At 72.3% G+C, this 13,843-nt stretch carries 12 protein-coding genes; 6 read left to right on the top strand and 6 right to left on the bottom strand.

The genetic code is table 11. The annotated features are described in order from the left end of the window. Positions 1-134 precede the first annotated feature (134 nt). Positions 135-1,190, top strand: a complete 1,056-nt coding sequence (locus AB0M97_RS20715; protein WP_365962376.1) for an LLM class F420-dependent oxidoreductase — start codon at positions 135-137, stop codon at positions 1,188-1,190. 242 nt (positions 1,191-1,432) lie between these two features. Here AB0M97_RS20715 and corA read toward each other — a convergent pair whose 3' ends face one another. Further along, positions 1,433-2,425 (bottom strand): magnesium/cobalt transporter CorA, encoded by a 993-nt coding sequence (gene corA, locus AB0M97_RS20710; RefSeq protein WP_365962375.1) that lies wholly within the window; start codon positions 2,423-2,425, stop codon positions 1,433-1,435. Positions 2,426-2,487: 62 nt separating this feature from the next. Here corA and AB0M97_RS20705 point away from each other — a divergent pair, with 62 nt between their 5' ends. The 4 genes from AB0M97_RS20705 to mshC all read left to right on the top strand — a co-directional run bounded on the left by AB0M97_RS20705 (position 2,488) and on the right by mshC (position 6,045). Next, positions 2,488-3,174, top strand: a complete 687-nt coding sequence (locus tag AB0M97_RS20705) for a histidine phosphatase family protein (RefSeq protein ID WP_365962374.1) — start codon at positions 2,488-2,490, stop codon at positions 3,172-3,174. 143 nt (positions 3,175-3,317) lie between these two features. Then, entirely contained in the window at positions 3,318-3,908 is a 591-nt protein-coding gene (locus AB0M97_RS20700) for a DUF3090 domain-containing protein (RefSeq protein ID WP_365962373.1), read from the top strand. Next, positions 3,872-4,705 carry an SCO1664 family protein gene (locus AB0M97_RS20695; RefSeq protein WP_365962372.1) on the top strand — a complete coding sequence of 278 codons (834 nt, stop codon included), beginning with the start codon at positions 3,872-3,874 and terminating at the stop codon, positions 4,703-4,705. The genes AB0M97_RS20700 and AB0M97_RS20695 overlap by 37 nt, the downstream gene beginning before the upstream one ends. Before the next feature lie 110 nt (positions 4,706-4,815). Next, positions 4,816-6,045, top strand: coding sequence for a cysteine--1-D-myo-inosityl 2-amino-2-deoxy-alpha-D-glucopyranoside ligase (gene mshC, locus AB0M97_RS20690; protein WP_365962371.1), 1,230 nt, complete (start codon positions 4,816-4,818; stop codon positions 6,043-6,045). A gap of 64 nt (positions 6,046-6,109) precedes the next feature. On the opposite strand, the gene AB0M97_RS20685 is transcribed toward mshC, so the two are convergent. The 5 genes from AB0M97_RS20685 to AB0M97_RS20665 form a co-directional block, all read right to left on the bottom strand. Then, positions 6,110-7,108 carry a PAC2 family protein gene (locus AB0M97_RS20685; RefSeq protein WP_365962369.1) on the bottom strand — a complete coding sequence of 333 codons (999 nt, stop codon included), beginning with the start codon at positions 7,106-7,108 and terminating at the stop codon, positions 6,110-6,112. A 150-nt stretch (positions 7,109-7,258) separates the two neighbouring features. Next, positions 7,259-8,875, bottom strand: coding sequence for a glycerol-3-phosphate dehydrogenase/oxidase (locus AB0M97_RS20680; RefSeq protein WP_365962368.1), 1,617 nt, complete (start codon positions 8,873-8,875; stop codon positions 7,259-7,261). Positions 8,876-8,884: 9 nt separating this feature from the next. Further along, a complete protein-coding gene (gene glpK, locus AB0M97_RS20675) occupies positions 8,885-10,423 on the bottom strand; it encodes a glycerol kinase GlpK (RefSeq protein WP_365962366.1) in 1,539 nt (512 codons plus the stop codon). Positions 10,424-10,514: 91 nt separating this feature from the next. Further along, positions 10,515-11,309 (bottom strand): MIP/aquaporin family protein, encoded by a 795-nt coding sequence (locus AB0M97_RS20670; RefSeq protein WP_365962365.1) that lies wholly within the window; start codon positions 11,307-11,309, stop codon positions 10,515-10,517. 384 nt (positions 11,310-11,693) lie between these two features. Further along, complete coding sequence (locus AB0M97_RS20665) at positions 11,694-12,458, bottom strand: IclR family transcriptional regulator (RefSeq protein WP_365962364.1); 765 nt, start codon at positions 12,456-12,458, stop codon at positions 11,694-11,696. Between the two features lie 393 nt (positions 12,459-12,851). On the opposite strand from AB0M97_RS20665, the gene AB0M97_RS20660 reads away from it, so the two are divergent. Then, positions 12,852-13,843 (top strand): homocysteine S-methyltransferase family protein (locus tag AB0M97_RS20660; RefSeq protein ID WP_365962363.1); only part of this gene is annotated, 992 nt, incomplete at its 3' end.

Raw genomic sequence — 13,843 nt, 5'->3', positions numbered from 1 at the left:
TACTGGCCGGAACCTGTCGCGTGGGGGCCTGTGGACAACCGATTTCGTCCCGCCGGCGCCCGCACTCCCCGCCCGTGCCGGGCCCGCGCTAAGGTCTCCCCAACGGACGTTACTCATCAGTAAGGGGATCGGCCATGCAGCTCGGGATCAACCTCGGCTACTGGGGCGCCGGAATGGACGGGGACAACCTCGCCGTCGCCCAGGAAGCCGACCGGCTCGGCTACGCCGTCTGCTGGGCCGCCGAGGCCTACGGCTCCGACGCGGCCACCGTGCTCAGCTGGGTCGCCGCCCGGACCGAGCGCATCGACGTCGGCTCGGCCATCTTCCAGATCCCGGCCCGCCAGCCCGCGATGACCGCGATGACCGCCGCCACCCTCGACTCGCTGTCCGGCGGGCGTTTCCGCCTCGGCCTCGGCGTCTCGGGACCGCAGGTCTCCGAGGGCTGGTACGGCGTCAAGTTCGACAAGCCGCTCTCCCGCACGCGTGAGTACGTGGAGATCGTCCGCAAGGCCATGAGCCGCGAGCGCCTCACCCACGACGGCGAGCACTGGACGCTGCCGCTGCCCGGCGGCCCCGGCAAGCCGATCAAGCTCACGGTGCACCCGCAGCGCGAGCACATCCCGCTCTACATCGCCGCGATCGGCCCGAAGAACCTGGAGCAGACCGGCGAGATCGCCGACGGCGCCCTGCTCATCTTCCCGTCGGCCGACCACCTCGAGGACACCGCGATCAAGCACTTGCGCGCCGGGCGCGAGAAGGCCGGCAAGACCCTCGACGGCTTCGACGTCTGCCCGACGCTCCCGCTCGCCGTCGGCGACGACAAGGACGTGCCGGCGCTCGCCGACACCTTCCGGCCGTACACCGCCCTGTACGTCGGCGGCATGGGCAGCCGCAAGCAGAACTTCTACAACCAGCTCGCCCGGCGCATGGGCTACGAGAAGGAGGCCGCCGAGATCCAGGACACGTACCTGTCCGGCGACAAGCAGGGCGCCGCGGCGGCCGTACCGCACGACCTGATCGACTCCACGACGCTGCTCGGTTCGGTGGACCGCATCGCGGACCGGATGAAGGCCTACGCGGCGGCGGGTGTCACGACGCTGACCCTGGCCCCGGCGGGCTTCACGCTCGACGAGCGCCTCACCGCGCTCCGCGCCGGCACGCAGGCCCTGGAACGCGCGGGCCTCGCCTGAGAGTTCAGCGGCCGTGGTGGGGGCTCGGGGGTCTTCCCCGCCACGGCCGTCACCGGGAACAACGCGCGCGGCCCCGCCCGGTTACGCCCCCGCCGTGACGAGGACCACCACCTTGCCCGCTGCCACGGGGAGTTGCCACGCCGCACGCGCGGGCCACGGTCAAGGGCATCGGCGTGGGCGACCCCCTCGGGAGGCCCGCGCCTCGCGCGGGCCGGGCGCGGCGGGCCGTCCTGCGCCTGCCCCTACAGCCAGCCCCGCCGCTTGAACAGCCGGTACAGCAGCACCTCCAGGACCGCCATCAGCGCGATCACGGCCGGGTACGCCCACTCCCAGCGCAGTTCCGGCATGTGGTCGAAGTTCATGCCGTAGACCCCCGCGATCATCGTGGGGACCGCGGCCATGGCCGCCCACGCGGAGATCTTGCGCATGTCGTCGTTCTGACGGACGCTCATCTGCGCCAGGTGCGCCGACAGGATGTCCGACACCAGCCGGTCCAGGGCCTCCACCGACTCGTTCACGCGCGTGACGTGGTCGTGCACGTCGCGGAAGAACGGGCGTGCCTTGTCGTTGACGAACGGCACCGAGCCGAGCGGTCCCGACGCCGCGAGGCGGTTCAGCGGCGCCGCGAGGGGGCCGGTCGCCCGGCGGAACTCCAGGACCTGCCGCTTGAAGTTGTAGATCCGCGAGGCGGTGTGCCGGGAGCCGCCGTCGTCCGGCGAGAACACCTCCGCCTCCAGCTCCTCCAGGTCGGTCTGCAGCTCCGTCGCCACCTCCAGGTAGTGGTCGACGGTCGCGTCGGCGATGGCGTACAGCACCGAGGTGGGGCCCTTGGCGAGCAGTTCCGGCTCCTGCTCCAGGCGGCGCCGCACGGTCTTCAGCGGGCCGGCCTCGCCGTGCCGGACGGTCACCACGAACGAGTCGCCGAGGAAGATCATGACCTCGCCGGTCGAGACGGTGTCGCTCTGCGGCTCGTAGAAGACCGGCTTCAGGACCAGGAACAGTGAGTCCTCGTACGTCTCCAGCTTGGGCCGCTGATGGGCCTTGAGGGCGTCCTCGACGGCCAGCGGGTGCAGCGCGAACTCCTCCGCCACCAGGTCGAACTCGGTCTCCGACGGCTCGTGCAGCCCGATCCACACGAAGCCCCCCGCCCCGCGTGCCTCGGCCAGGGCGTCGGAGAGGTCCTCGGGGCCCTGGGCCCGCTGTCCGTCGCGGTAGATGGCGCAGTCGACGATCACTCGGCGCGTTCTCCTGTCGCTCGGGCGTCACCGCGTCGCGGCGTACGCCTACCCTGGGCCGCATGCCCACGTTGATCCTGGTCCGGCACGGACGTTCCACCGCCAACACCGAGGGACTGCTCGCCGGCTGGACGCCCGGCGTCGCCCTCGACGAACGCGGCGCCGCGCAGGCCGCCGCGCTGCCCGGCCGGCTCGCCGGGCTCCCCCTTTCGGAGGTCGTGAGCAGCCCGTTGCAGCGCTGCCAGGAGACGATCCGCCCGCTGCTTGAGGCCCGCCCCGGCCTCACCGCGCACACCGACGAGCGCATCGGCGAGTGCCACTACGGCGACTGGACCGGCCGCAAGCTCGCCGAGCTGATGGACGAGCCGCAGATGGACGTCGTCCAGACCCATCCGTCGGCCGTGCAGTTCCCCGGCGGCGAGTCCATGCGCGCGATGCAGACCCGGGCCGCCGAGGCGGTGCGCGAGTGGAACGCGCGCGTGGAGCGCGACCACGGCCCCGACGCCGTGTACCTCATGTGCTCGCACGGCGACATCATCAAGTCGCTCGTCGCGGACGCACTCGGACTTCATCTCGACCTCTTCCAGCGGATTGCCGTTGAACCGTGTTCCATCACCGCGATCCGCTACACCCGCCTGCGGCCGTTCCTCCTCCGGCTCGGCGACACCGGCGACTTCGCGTCCCTCGTGCCGCGCGAGGAGCCGCCCGCCGGTGACGCCCCGGTGGGAGGTGGTGCGGGCGCGCCGTGATCGTCGGCCGCAGTAGGGTGAAGCGGTCGGCCGTTGCCGTGACCACCCTCCCGACGTTTCCCGCGCAGTCCTCGTCCTCGCCCGACCCCAGTGCCTCGATCGCTCGATCCTCTCGATTCCCCCGATCCCCATGGAGACAGGACGTGTCCCGTCAGGTGTTCCTCTACGACCAACCGGACCGCTTCGTGGCCGGTACGGTCGGACTGCCAGGGCGCCGTACGTTCTTCCTCCAGGCCTCCGCCGGCTCCCGGGTGACCAGCGTGGCCCTGGAGAAGACCCAGGTCGCCGCGCTCGCCGAGCGCATGGAAGAGCTGCTCGACGAGGTCGTACGGCGCAGCGGCGGCAGCGCGGCCGTGCCCGCCGTGGCACCCACGGAGGTCGCCGACACCGCACCGCTGGACACCCCGATCGAGGAGGAGTTCCGGGTCGGCACCATGGCGCTCGCCTGGGACGGCGAGAGTCAGTGCATGATCGTCGAGGCGCAGGCGCTCGTGGAGTTGGACGCCGACTCCGAGGAGGACCTCGCCGAGGCCGAGGAGCGGCTGCTCCAGGACGAGGAGAACGGGCCCCCGATGCTGCGGGTCCGGCTGACCGGCGCGCAGGCCCGGGCCTTCGCCAAGCGCGCCCTCGACGTCGTCAACGCCGGGCGGCCGCCGTGCCCGCTGTGCAGCCTCCCGCTCGACCCGGAAGGACACGTATGTCCGCGCCAGAACGGATACCGCCGCGGAGCGTGACGGCCACCGGCCCGGCCGCCGCCGACCTGCTCGCCGCGGGCGAGCTGACCGTGCGCGGACGCATCCGTGAGGCGTCCAACGCGGCGCTGTACTGCACGGTGACCCTGAACGGGCAGCAGGCGTCCTGCGTCTACAAGCCGGTCGCAGGCGAACGGCCGCTGTGGGACTTCCCCGACGGCACCCTGGCCCGCCGCGAGGTCGCCGCCTACGAGGTGTCCCGGGCGACCGGCTGGGACCTCGTGCCGCCGACCGTGCTGCGCGACGGGCCCTACGGCGAGGGCATGTGCCAGCTGTGGATCGAGGCGGCGCCCGACGCGGAACTCCTCGCCCTGGTGGAGGGCGAGGAGCCCGGACCCGGCTGGAAGGCGATCGGATTCGCCGAGGTGGGCGAGGGACGCACCGCGCTGCTCGTGCACGCCGACGACGAGCGGCTGCGGCGCCTCGCCGTGCTGGACGCCGTGATCAACAACGCCGACCGCAAGGGCGGCCACCTGCTGCCCACCGCCGACGGCCGGCTGCACGCCATCGACCACGGGGTCGCCTTCCACGCCGAGAACAAGCTGCGCACGCTGCTGTGGGGCTGGGCGGGGGAGCCGCTGCCCCCGGAGGCGACCGACGTCCTCAAGGACCTGCGCGGCGGCCTCGCCGAGGGCGGGACCCTCGCCGCGCGGCTCGCCCCGCTGATCACCGCCGCCGAACTCGACGCCACGCGCGCGCGTGTCGACGCGCTGCTCGCCTCCGGCACCCACCCGGAGCCGAGCGGCGAGTGGCCGGCGATCCCCTGGCCGCCGGTGTGACGCCCCGCCGTCCCGGCAGCACAGCGGCCGGGACGGCGCAAGAGTGCCGTACCGGCCATCCGGCTCCTACCCGATCGTGCGGGGAACATCCGTCCGGTTACGCTCTTGGCATGCATGCCTGGCCCGCTTCCGAGGTCCCCGCCCTGCCTGGTCAGGGCCGCGACCTGAGGATCCACGACACCGCGACCGGCGGCCTCGTCACCCTCGACCCCGGTCCCGTCGCCCGTATCTACGTCTGCGGCATCACCCCGTACGACGCGACCCACATCGGTCACGCGGCGACCTACAACGCGTTCGACCTCGTACAGCGCGTGTGGCTCGACACCAAGCGGCAGGTTCACTACGTCCAGAACGTCACCGACGTCGACGACCCGCTGTTGGAGCGCGCGCAGCGGGACGGCCTGGACTGGGCCGACCTCGCCGAGCGGGAGACGGCCCTGTTCCGTGAGGACATGACGGCGCTGCGGATGCTGCCCCCCCAGCAGTACATCGGCGCGGTCGAGGCGATACCCGGCATCGTCCCGCTCGTGGAGCGGCTGCGCGATGCCGGCGCCGCCTACGACCTCGACGGGGACATCTACTTCTCGGTCGAGTCCGACCCGCACTTCGGCTCGGTCTCCCACCTCGACGCCGCCGCGATGCGCCTGCTGTCCGCCGAGCGCGGCGGCGACCCCGACCGGCCGGGCAAGAAGAACCCGCTCGACCCCATGCTGTGGATGGCGGCCCGCGAGGGCGAGCCCAGCTGGGACGGCGGCTCGCTCGGCCGCGGCCGGCCCGGCTGGCACATCGAGTGCGTCGCCATCGCCCTCGACCACCTCGGGATGGGCTTCGACGTCCAGGGCGGCGGCTCCGACCTGGTCTTCCCGCACCACGAGATGGGCGCCTCGCACGCCCAGGCGCTCACCGGCGAGTTCCCCATGGCCAAGGCGTACGTGCACGCCGGCATGGTGGCGCTGCACGGCCAGAAGATGTCCAAGTCCAAGGGCAACCTCGTCTTCGTGTCGCAGCTGCGCCGCGAGGGCGTCGACCCGGCCGCCGTCCGCCTCGCCCTGCTCGCCCACCACTACCGGGCCGACTGGGAGTGGACCGACGAGGTGCTGCGCGACGCCCTCGCGCGGCTCGGCCGCTGGCGCGCCGCGGTCTCACGGCCCGACGGTCCGCCCGCCGAGACCCTGGTGGACGAGATCCGCGAGGCCCTGGCGAACGACCTGGACGCCCCGGCCGCGCTCGCCGCCGTCGACCGCTGGGTGGAGCTCCAGCGGACCGCGGGCGGCACGGACGAGGGCGCGCCCGGCGTGGTCTCCCGCGCGGTGGACGCACTGCTCGGCGTCGCCCTCTAGAGGGTGGCCGGCACGACGAAGGGGCGGTGCGCCTCTCCGCGCACCGCCCCTTCGTCCTGCCTGCTCAGTCCTCCGCCGGGTCCTCGTCGTCGGGGCTGCCCGCCTTCGGCGGCTTCGGCGGCCGGGTACGGCCGCTCGGGTTGTCCCGCAGGTACGGCGAGCCCGGCGGGCCCTCGCCGCCCTCCGCGGTGGCGTGCCCGGCCGGCCCCGTCGGGCCGCCTCCGCCGTCCCGGCGCCGCAGATACCGCTCGAACTCGCGGGCGATCGCCTCGCCCGACGCCTCCGGCAGCTCCGCGGTGTCCCGGGCCTCCTCCAACGTCTGGACGTACTCGGCGACCTCGCTGTCCTCGGCGGCCAGCTGGTCCACGCCCACCTGCCAGGCGCGCGCGTCCTCGGGCAGCTCGCCCAGCGGGATGCGCACGTCGATCAGGTCCTCCAGGCGGTTCAGGAGGGCCAGCGTCGCCTTCGGGTTCGGGGGCTGCGACACGTAGTGCGGGACGGCCGCCCACAGCGACACGGCCGGGACACCGGCGTGCGTGCAGGCCTCCTGGAGGACCCCGACGATGCCCGTGGGCCCCTCGTACTTCGTCTCCTCCAGGCCCATCCTGCGCGCCAGGTCCGGATCGGAGGTCGTCCCGCTGATCGGGACCGGACGCGTGTGCGGGGTGTCGCCCAGCAGGGCGCCCAGCACCACCACCAGCTCGACGCCCAGCTCATGGGCGAAGCCGAGCAGTTCGTTGCAGAACGAGCGCCAGCGCATCGACGGCTCGATGCCCCGGACCAGGACCAGGTCGCGCGGCTTGTCACCGCCGACCCGCACCACCGACAGCCGCGTCGTCGGCCATGTGATCTTGCGGACGCCGGCGTCCATCCACACCGTGGGGCGGTTGACCTGGAAGTCGTAGTAGTCCTCGGCGTCCAGCGCCGCGAACACCTCGCCCTTCCACTCCCGTTCCAGATGCGCGACCGCGGTGGAGGCGGCGTCGCCGGCATCGTTCCAGCCCTCGAACGCGGCCACCATGACCGGGTCGATCAGCTCGGGAACCCCCTCGAGCTCGATCACCCAGTGCCTCCTTCCGACGTGCCCTCACGTACGCCCCAACCTTACGGCGTGGCGCGCGGGCGCCCGCAGCCCCCTTGCACGGGGCAGTGCCCCCATCACTGCCCCGGCCACCGCCCCGGAACACCCGCGGCCCGTTCGCCCGGGGAACGGCTACTCCTTGTCCAGCAGCTCCTGGACCTTCGCGCGGACCTCGTCCGTGGCCAGCCCGCGGATCGTGAGCGTCGTACGGCGGCGCAGCACGTCGTCCGCCGTCTCGGCCCACTCGTGGTCCCGGGCGTAGACGACCTGCGCCCAGATCTCCGGGGCGTCCGGGTGGACGCGCTCGCCCAGTTCGGGGTTCTCGTTGGCGAGGCGGGCGATGTCGAAGGCCAGCGAGCCGTAGTGGGTGGCCAGGTGCCGGGCGGTGTCGGGGGCCATGCGCGGGCCCGGCGCCGGGTTGTCGACCAGCAGCCGGTGGGCGACCGCGCGCGGGTTGGCGACACCCGGCAGCGGCAGCCTCTTCGGCAGGGCGGAGACGGGTTCGACGTCGTCGCCGAGCGGATGCCCCGGCAGCGACTGGAGCTTGCGCATCACCGTGCGGCCGATGTGCCGGAACGTCGTCCACTTGCCGCCCGCGACGGACAGCATGCCGCCGCTGCCCTCGGTCACCACGGTCTCGCGCTTGGCCTTCGCGGTGTCACCGGGGCCGCCCGGCAGCACCCGCAGCCCGGCGAAGGCGTACGTGATGAGGTCACGGTCGAGCTGCTGGTCGCGGACGGAGAACGCGGCCTCGTCCAGTATCTGCGCGATGTCCCTGTCGTTGACGGAGACGTCCGCCGGGTCGCCCTCGAACTCCTCGTCGGTGGTGCCGAGCAGCAGCATGTCCTCCCACGGGAGGGCGAACGTGATGCGGTACTTGTCGATGGGGGTGGCGAGCGCGGCCTTCCACGGCGAGGTGCGCTTCAGCACCAGGTGCGCGCCCTTCGACAGCCGGATCGACGGCGCCGCGTCCGGGTCCTCCATGCGGCGCAGGTGGTCGACCCACGGGCCGGTCGCGTTCAGCACCAGACGGGCGTTCACCCCGAACTCGTCACCGGACAGCCGGTCGCGCAGCTCGGCCCCGGTGACCCGGCGCCTGGTGAAGCGCAGGCCGGTCACCTCGGCGTGGTTGAGCACGACCGCGCCCGCCTCGACGGCCGCGCGGACCGTCATCAGCGCCATGCGCGCGTCGTTCATCTGGTCGTCGCCGTACACGGCCACGGCCCTGAGGTTCTCGGTGCGCAGTTCCGGCACGTCCTGCGCGGCCTTCGCCGGGCTCAGCAGGTGGCCCACTCCGTCGCCGAAGGCGGAGAGCGCGGAGTAGGCGAAGACGCCCGCCCCGAGCTTCGCCGCGCCGTGCGGCCCGCCCTTGTAGACGGGGAGGTAGAACGTGAGCGGGTTCGCCAGGTGGGGGGCCACCTGACGGGACACCGCACGGCGCTCGAAGTGGTTCTCCGCCACCAGCCTCACCGCGCCGGTCTGCAGGTAGCGCAGGCCGCCGTGGAGCAGCTTGGAGGACGCGGAGGAGGTGGCACCGGCGAAGTCGCCGGCGTCGACCAGAGCCACCCTGAGGCCGGCCTGCGCGGCGTGCCAGGCGGTGGAGATGCCCAGGATGCCGCCGCCGATCACGAGAAGGTCGTACGACGCCTTGGCGAGCTGCTCGCGGGTCTCGGCGCGGCTCGGACCCACGCCGTGGGCCGGGCGCGTGCCCAGGGCGGGCACGGACTGCAGGGTGGGCTGAATGGTCATGTCGGGTTCTTACTCCTCGTCCTCGAGCCAGCCCATGGTCCGCTCGACGGCCTTGAGCCAGTTCTTGTACTCACGGTCGCGGATGTCCGCGTCCATGCGGGGCGTCCACTCGGCGGCCCGTCGCCAGTTGGCGCGCAGGTCGTCGGTGCTGTTCCAGAAGCCGACGGCGAGACCGGCGGCGTAGGCGGCGCCGAGGCAGGTGGTCTCCGCGACCATCGGGCGCACCACGGGGGCGTCCACGAAGTCGGCGAGCGTCTGCATCAGCAGGTTGTTGGAGGTCATGCCGCCGTCGACCTTCAGCGCGGCGAGTTCCACGCCGGAGTCCTTGGTCATGGCGTCGGCGATCTCCCGCGTCTGCCAGGCGGTGGCCTCCAGTACGGCGCGCGCGAGGTGCGCCTTGGTGACGTACCGGGTCAGGCCGGCGATCACGCCGCGGGCGTCGGAGCGCCAGTACGGGGCGAACAGGCCGGAGAAGGCCGGGACGAAGTAGGCGCCGCCGTTGTCCTCGACGGACAGCGCGAGCGTCTCGATCTCGGCGGCGGTGGAGATCAGGCCCATCTGGTCGCGCATCCACTGCACCAGCGAACCGGTGACCGCGATCGAGCCCTCCAGGGCGTAGACCGTGTCCTGGCCGCCGATCTTGTAGCCGACCGTGGTGAGCAGGCCCGAGTAGGAGTTGATGATCTTGTCACCGGTGTTCATCACCATGAAGGTGCCGGTGCCGTACGTCGACTTGGTCTCGCCCTCGGCGAAGCAGGTCTGGCCGAACAGCGCCGCCTGCTGGTCGCCCAGCGCGGAGGCGACCGGGATGCCGCCGAGCAGGTCGCCCAGCTTGCCGCCGGTGATCTCGCCGTAGACCTCGGCGGAGGAGCGGATCTCGGGGAGGATCTGCCTCGGCACGCCGATGGACTCGCAGATCCTGTCGTCCCACTCCATGGTGTGGAGGTTCATCAGCAGGGTGCGGGAGGCGTTGGTGACGTCGGTGACGTGCCTGCCGCCGTTCACACCGCCGGTCAGGTTCCAGATGACCCAGCTGTCCATGGTGCCGAAGAGGATGTCGCCGGCCTCGGCGCGCTCCTTGAGCCCGTCGACGTGGTCGAGCAGCCAGCGGGCCTTGGGGCCGGCGAAGTAGGAGGCCAGCGGCAGGCCGGTCTCGCGGCGGAAGCGGTCCTGGCCGACGTTGCGGCCCAGTTCCTTGCACAGGGTATCGGTGCGGGTGTCCTGCCAGACGATGGCGTTGTGGACGGGCTCGCCGGTGTTCCTGTCCCACAGCACGGTCGTCTCGCGCTGGTTGGTGATGCCGATGGCCTTGATGTCGTCGCGGGTGATGCCGGCCTTGGCGACGGCTCCGGCGACGACCTCCTGGACGTTCGTCCAGATCTCGGTGGCGTCGTGCTCGACCCAGCCCGGCTTCGGGAAGATCTGCTCGTGCTCCTTCTGGTCGACGGAGACGATGCGTCCGTCGCGGTCGAAGACGATGCAGCGGCTGGAGGTGGTGCCCTGGTCGATGGCTGCGATGAACGGGCCGGCGGTGTGCGCGTCGGTCACTGTGTGCTCCTGGAAGTTCCGTGGTTGCGGGCGGGGTGTGCGGCGGGTCGCGCTGCCTTCGGGGGAGCCGGGGGGCTCCCGGAGATGATGCTCATGCGAAGGCGACGTTGTAGATACCCGCCGCCAGGGCACCGCCGATCAGCGGGCCGACCACCGGGACCCAGGCGTAGCTCCAGTCGGAGCCGCCCTTGTTGGGCAGGGGGAGCAGGGCGTGCACGATGCGCGGGCCGAGGTCGCGGGCCGGGTTGATCGCGTAGCCGGTCGGGCCGCCGAGGGACAGGCCGATCGACACCACCACGAGCGCGGTGATCAGGCCGCCCAGCGGGCCGAGGCCGTCGCCCTCGGCGTTCAGTCCCTGGGTGAGGACCGCGAGCAGCAGCACGACCGTGCCGATGATCTCCGTCAGGAGGTTCTGCACCGGGTTGCGGATCTCGGGGCCGGTGGAGAAGACGCCGAGGACCGGGCCCGCGCCCTTCTCCTGGGCCTCGACGGCCTTGACCGTGGTGTCCTGCGCGCCGGGCCCGCCGACGATCTCCCGGTCGGTGAGGTGGGCGAGGAACTGGCCGTAGTACGCCACCCAGACCAGCGCCGCGCCGATCATCGCGCCGAGGAGCTCGCCGGCGAAGTACACCGGTACGTCGCCCCACTCGCCGTCCTTGACGGCGAGCGCGACCGTCACCGCCGGGTTGAGGTGGGCGCCGGAGAGCGGCGCGGAAATGTACACCGCCGTCATGACGGCGAAGCCCCACCCGAAGGCGATGGCGAGCCAGCCGGCGTTGCGGGCCTTGGAGGCCTTCAGCGTCACGGCGGCGCAGACCCCGCCGCCGAGCAGGATGAGTACGGCGGTACCGATGGTCTCGCCGATGAAGATGTCGGAGCTGGACACCCGCGACTCCTTTGTCCTTCGTCCAGGGGAAGCCGAACCCCCTCCGGGAGTTCTGGCGCCCTCAGGTGATGAGAGCGATGCCGGCCCTTGGCGTCGTCACACTCTAGCGCGTATTGCCGGTAGGTGTTCGACAATGCCGACCGATGGACGGGAGTCTTGCTCTGGCCTCGCACGTGCGTCAAGGGTTCTGTAATCGAAAGCACGATCGTTATTGATCGTCAGTGACTATCGATTCCCCGGCTGCGGCAGAGGATGCGTCGGGGCACGACCGGCCCGGAACGCGGCACGGCGCCCCTGCTCACGCGCGCGTGGCGACCCGGCGCGGCAGCACCTGCGGCCGCATCGCCGGCGTCCCCGGTGACGCACGCGCGTGGCGACCCGGTGCTAGAAGCGCCCGGCGCCCAGGTCCCGGGACACCGCGCGGGCGCAGTCGCGCACGGCGGCGATCAGGTCGGGGCGCAGCTCGCCGTCCCGGCACAGCCGCTCCACGGCACCGGTGATGCCGACCGAGCCGACCGGCATGCGGCGCCGGTCATGGATGGGGGCGGCGACGGACGCGACGCCCTCCCAGGTCTCCTCGACGTCCGCCGCGTAGCCACGGGCGCGCGTCATGTCGAGGATCTGCTCGAACGCGTCCAGCTCGCAGACGGTCCGGTCGGTGAACGCCTTGCGGTCGGCCTCCAGGGCCTCGCTGTGCGCCACCGGGTCGTAGGCCGACAGGACCTTGCCGAGGGCCGTGGAGTGCAGCGGCTGCATGGCTCCGATCTCCAGGACCTGACGGCTGTCGTCGGGCCGGAAGACATGGTGCACGATCAGGACGCCCTGCTGGTGCAGGACGCCCAGGTAGACGCTCTCGCCGCTGGAGCGGGCCAGGTCGTCCGTCCACACCAGGGCCCGCGCCCGCAGCTCGTGCACGTCGAGGTAGGTCGTGCCCAGCCGCAGCAGCTCGGCGCCCAGCTGATAGCGCCCTGAGGCCTCGTCCTGCTCGACGAAGCCCTCGTGCTGGAGGGTGCGCAGGATGCCGTGGGCGGTGCCCTTGGCGAGGCCCAGGGACGAGGCGATGTCCGACAGGCCGAGCCGCCGCTCGCCGCCCGCGAGCAGCCGCAGCATCGCGGCCGCCCGTTCGAGCGACTGGATGTTCCGTGCCATCGCCGTCCTGCCTCCGTCCCCTTCGAGCGTCGACTCACGACGTCGCTGCCGCCGTTCGGCAATGTCGAACACTACCGGTCGCTGCCGACCTGTTGCCAATGATCGGCCGAATCCCGCCACGGCCGGCGGCCACGCCCGGCGTGGTGGATGCCGCGCCACATCCCTACGGGCGCGCCTCCGGCGTGGCGCGTGCCGCCCCCAGCGTGACGGGTGCGCGCTCCGGCGTGGCGGGTGCCGCGCCGTCCGCCATCCTCGTCCGGCCTGTGGACCCTCTGACCATCGGGCCCCCGTCCCGGCTACCCTGGCGGCGTGCGTCATGCCCCGGGGGCTCCAGGTGAGCCGGCTCCGGGCAGCCGCAAAGCCGACAGCCGTCGCATCAAAGGGAGCCCTTTCATGGCCTCGTTGCCGCCGACCCCCACTGCCGACAGCCGGACCCGCGCGTCCGCCCTCCGTGAGGCGCTCGCCACCCGTGTGGTGGTCGCCGACGGGGCGATGGGCACCATGCTCCAGGCCCAGGACCCCACGCTCGAGGACTTCGAGAACCTCGAGGGCTGCAACGAGATCCTCAACGTGACGCGCCCGGACATCGTCCGCACTGTCCACGCCGAGTACTACGCCGTCGGCGTGGACTGCGTGGAGACCAACACCTTCGGCGCCAACCTCGCCGCCCTCGGCGAGTACGACATCGCCGACCGGATCGTCGAGCTGTCCGAGGCGGGCGCCCGCATCGCCCGCGAGGTCGCGGACGAGTTCACGGAGCGGACCGGGCAGCAGCGCTGGGTGCTCGGTTCGATGGGTCCCGGCACCAAGCTGCCCACCCTCGGCCACACCACCTTCGCCGCGATCCGCGACGCCTACCAGCAGAACGCCGAGGGCCTGCTCGCCGGCGGCGCCGACGCGCTGCTCGTGGAGACCACGCAGGACCTGCTGCAGACCAAGGCGTCCGTCGTCGCCGCCCGGCGCGCGATGGAGGCCACCGGTCACGACGTGCCCCTGATCGTGTCGGTGACGGTGGAGACGACGGGCACGATGCTGCTGGGGTCGGAGATCGGTGCGGCGCTGACGGCGCTGGAGCCGCTGGGCATCGACATGATCGGCCTGAACTGCGCCACCGGCCCGGCGGAGATGAGCGAGCACCTGCGCTATCTCTCGCGCCACGCGCGCGTGCCGCTGTCCTGCATGCCGAACGCGGGCCTGCCCGTCCTGACCTCGGACGGCGCCCACTACCCGCTGACCGCCCCCGAGCTGGCCCAGGCGCAGGAGAGCTTCGTCCGCGACTACGGCCTGTCCCTGGTGGGTGGTTGCTGTGGTACGACGCCGGAGCATCTGCGTCGGGTGGTGGAGCGGGTGCGGGGTCTGGTTCCGGCGGTGCGTGATCCGCGTCC

This window comes from Streptomyces sp. NPDC051207 (assembly GCF_040682395.1).
Classification (GTDB): domain Bacteria; phylum Actinomycetota; class Actinomycetes; order Streptomycetales; family Streptomycetaceae; genus Streptomyces.
This window is presented reverse-complemented; position numbering and strand designations above follow the sequence as displayed.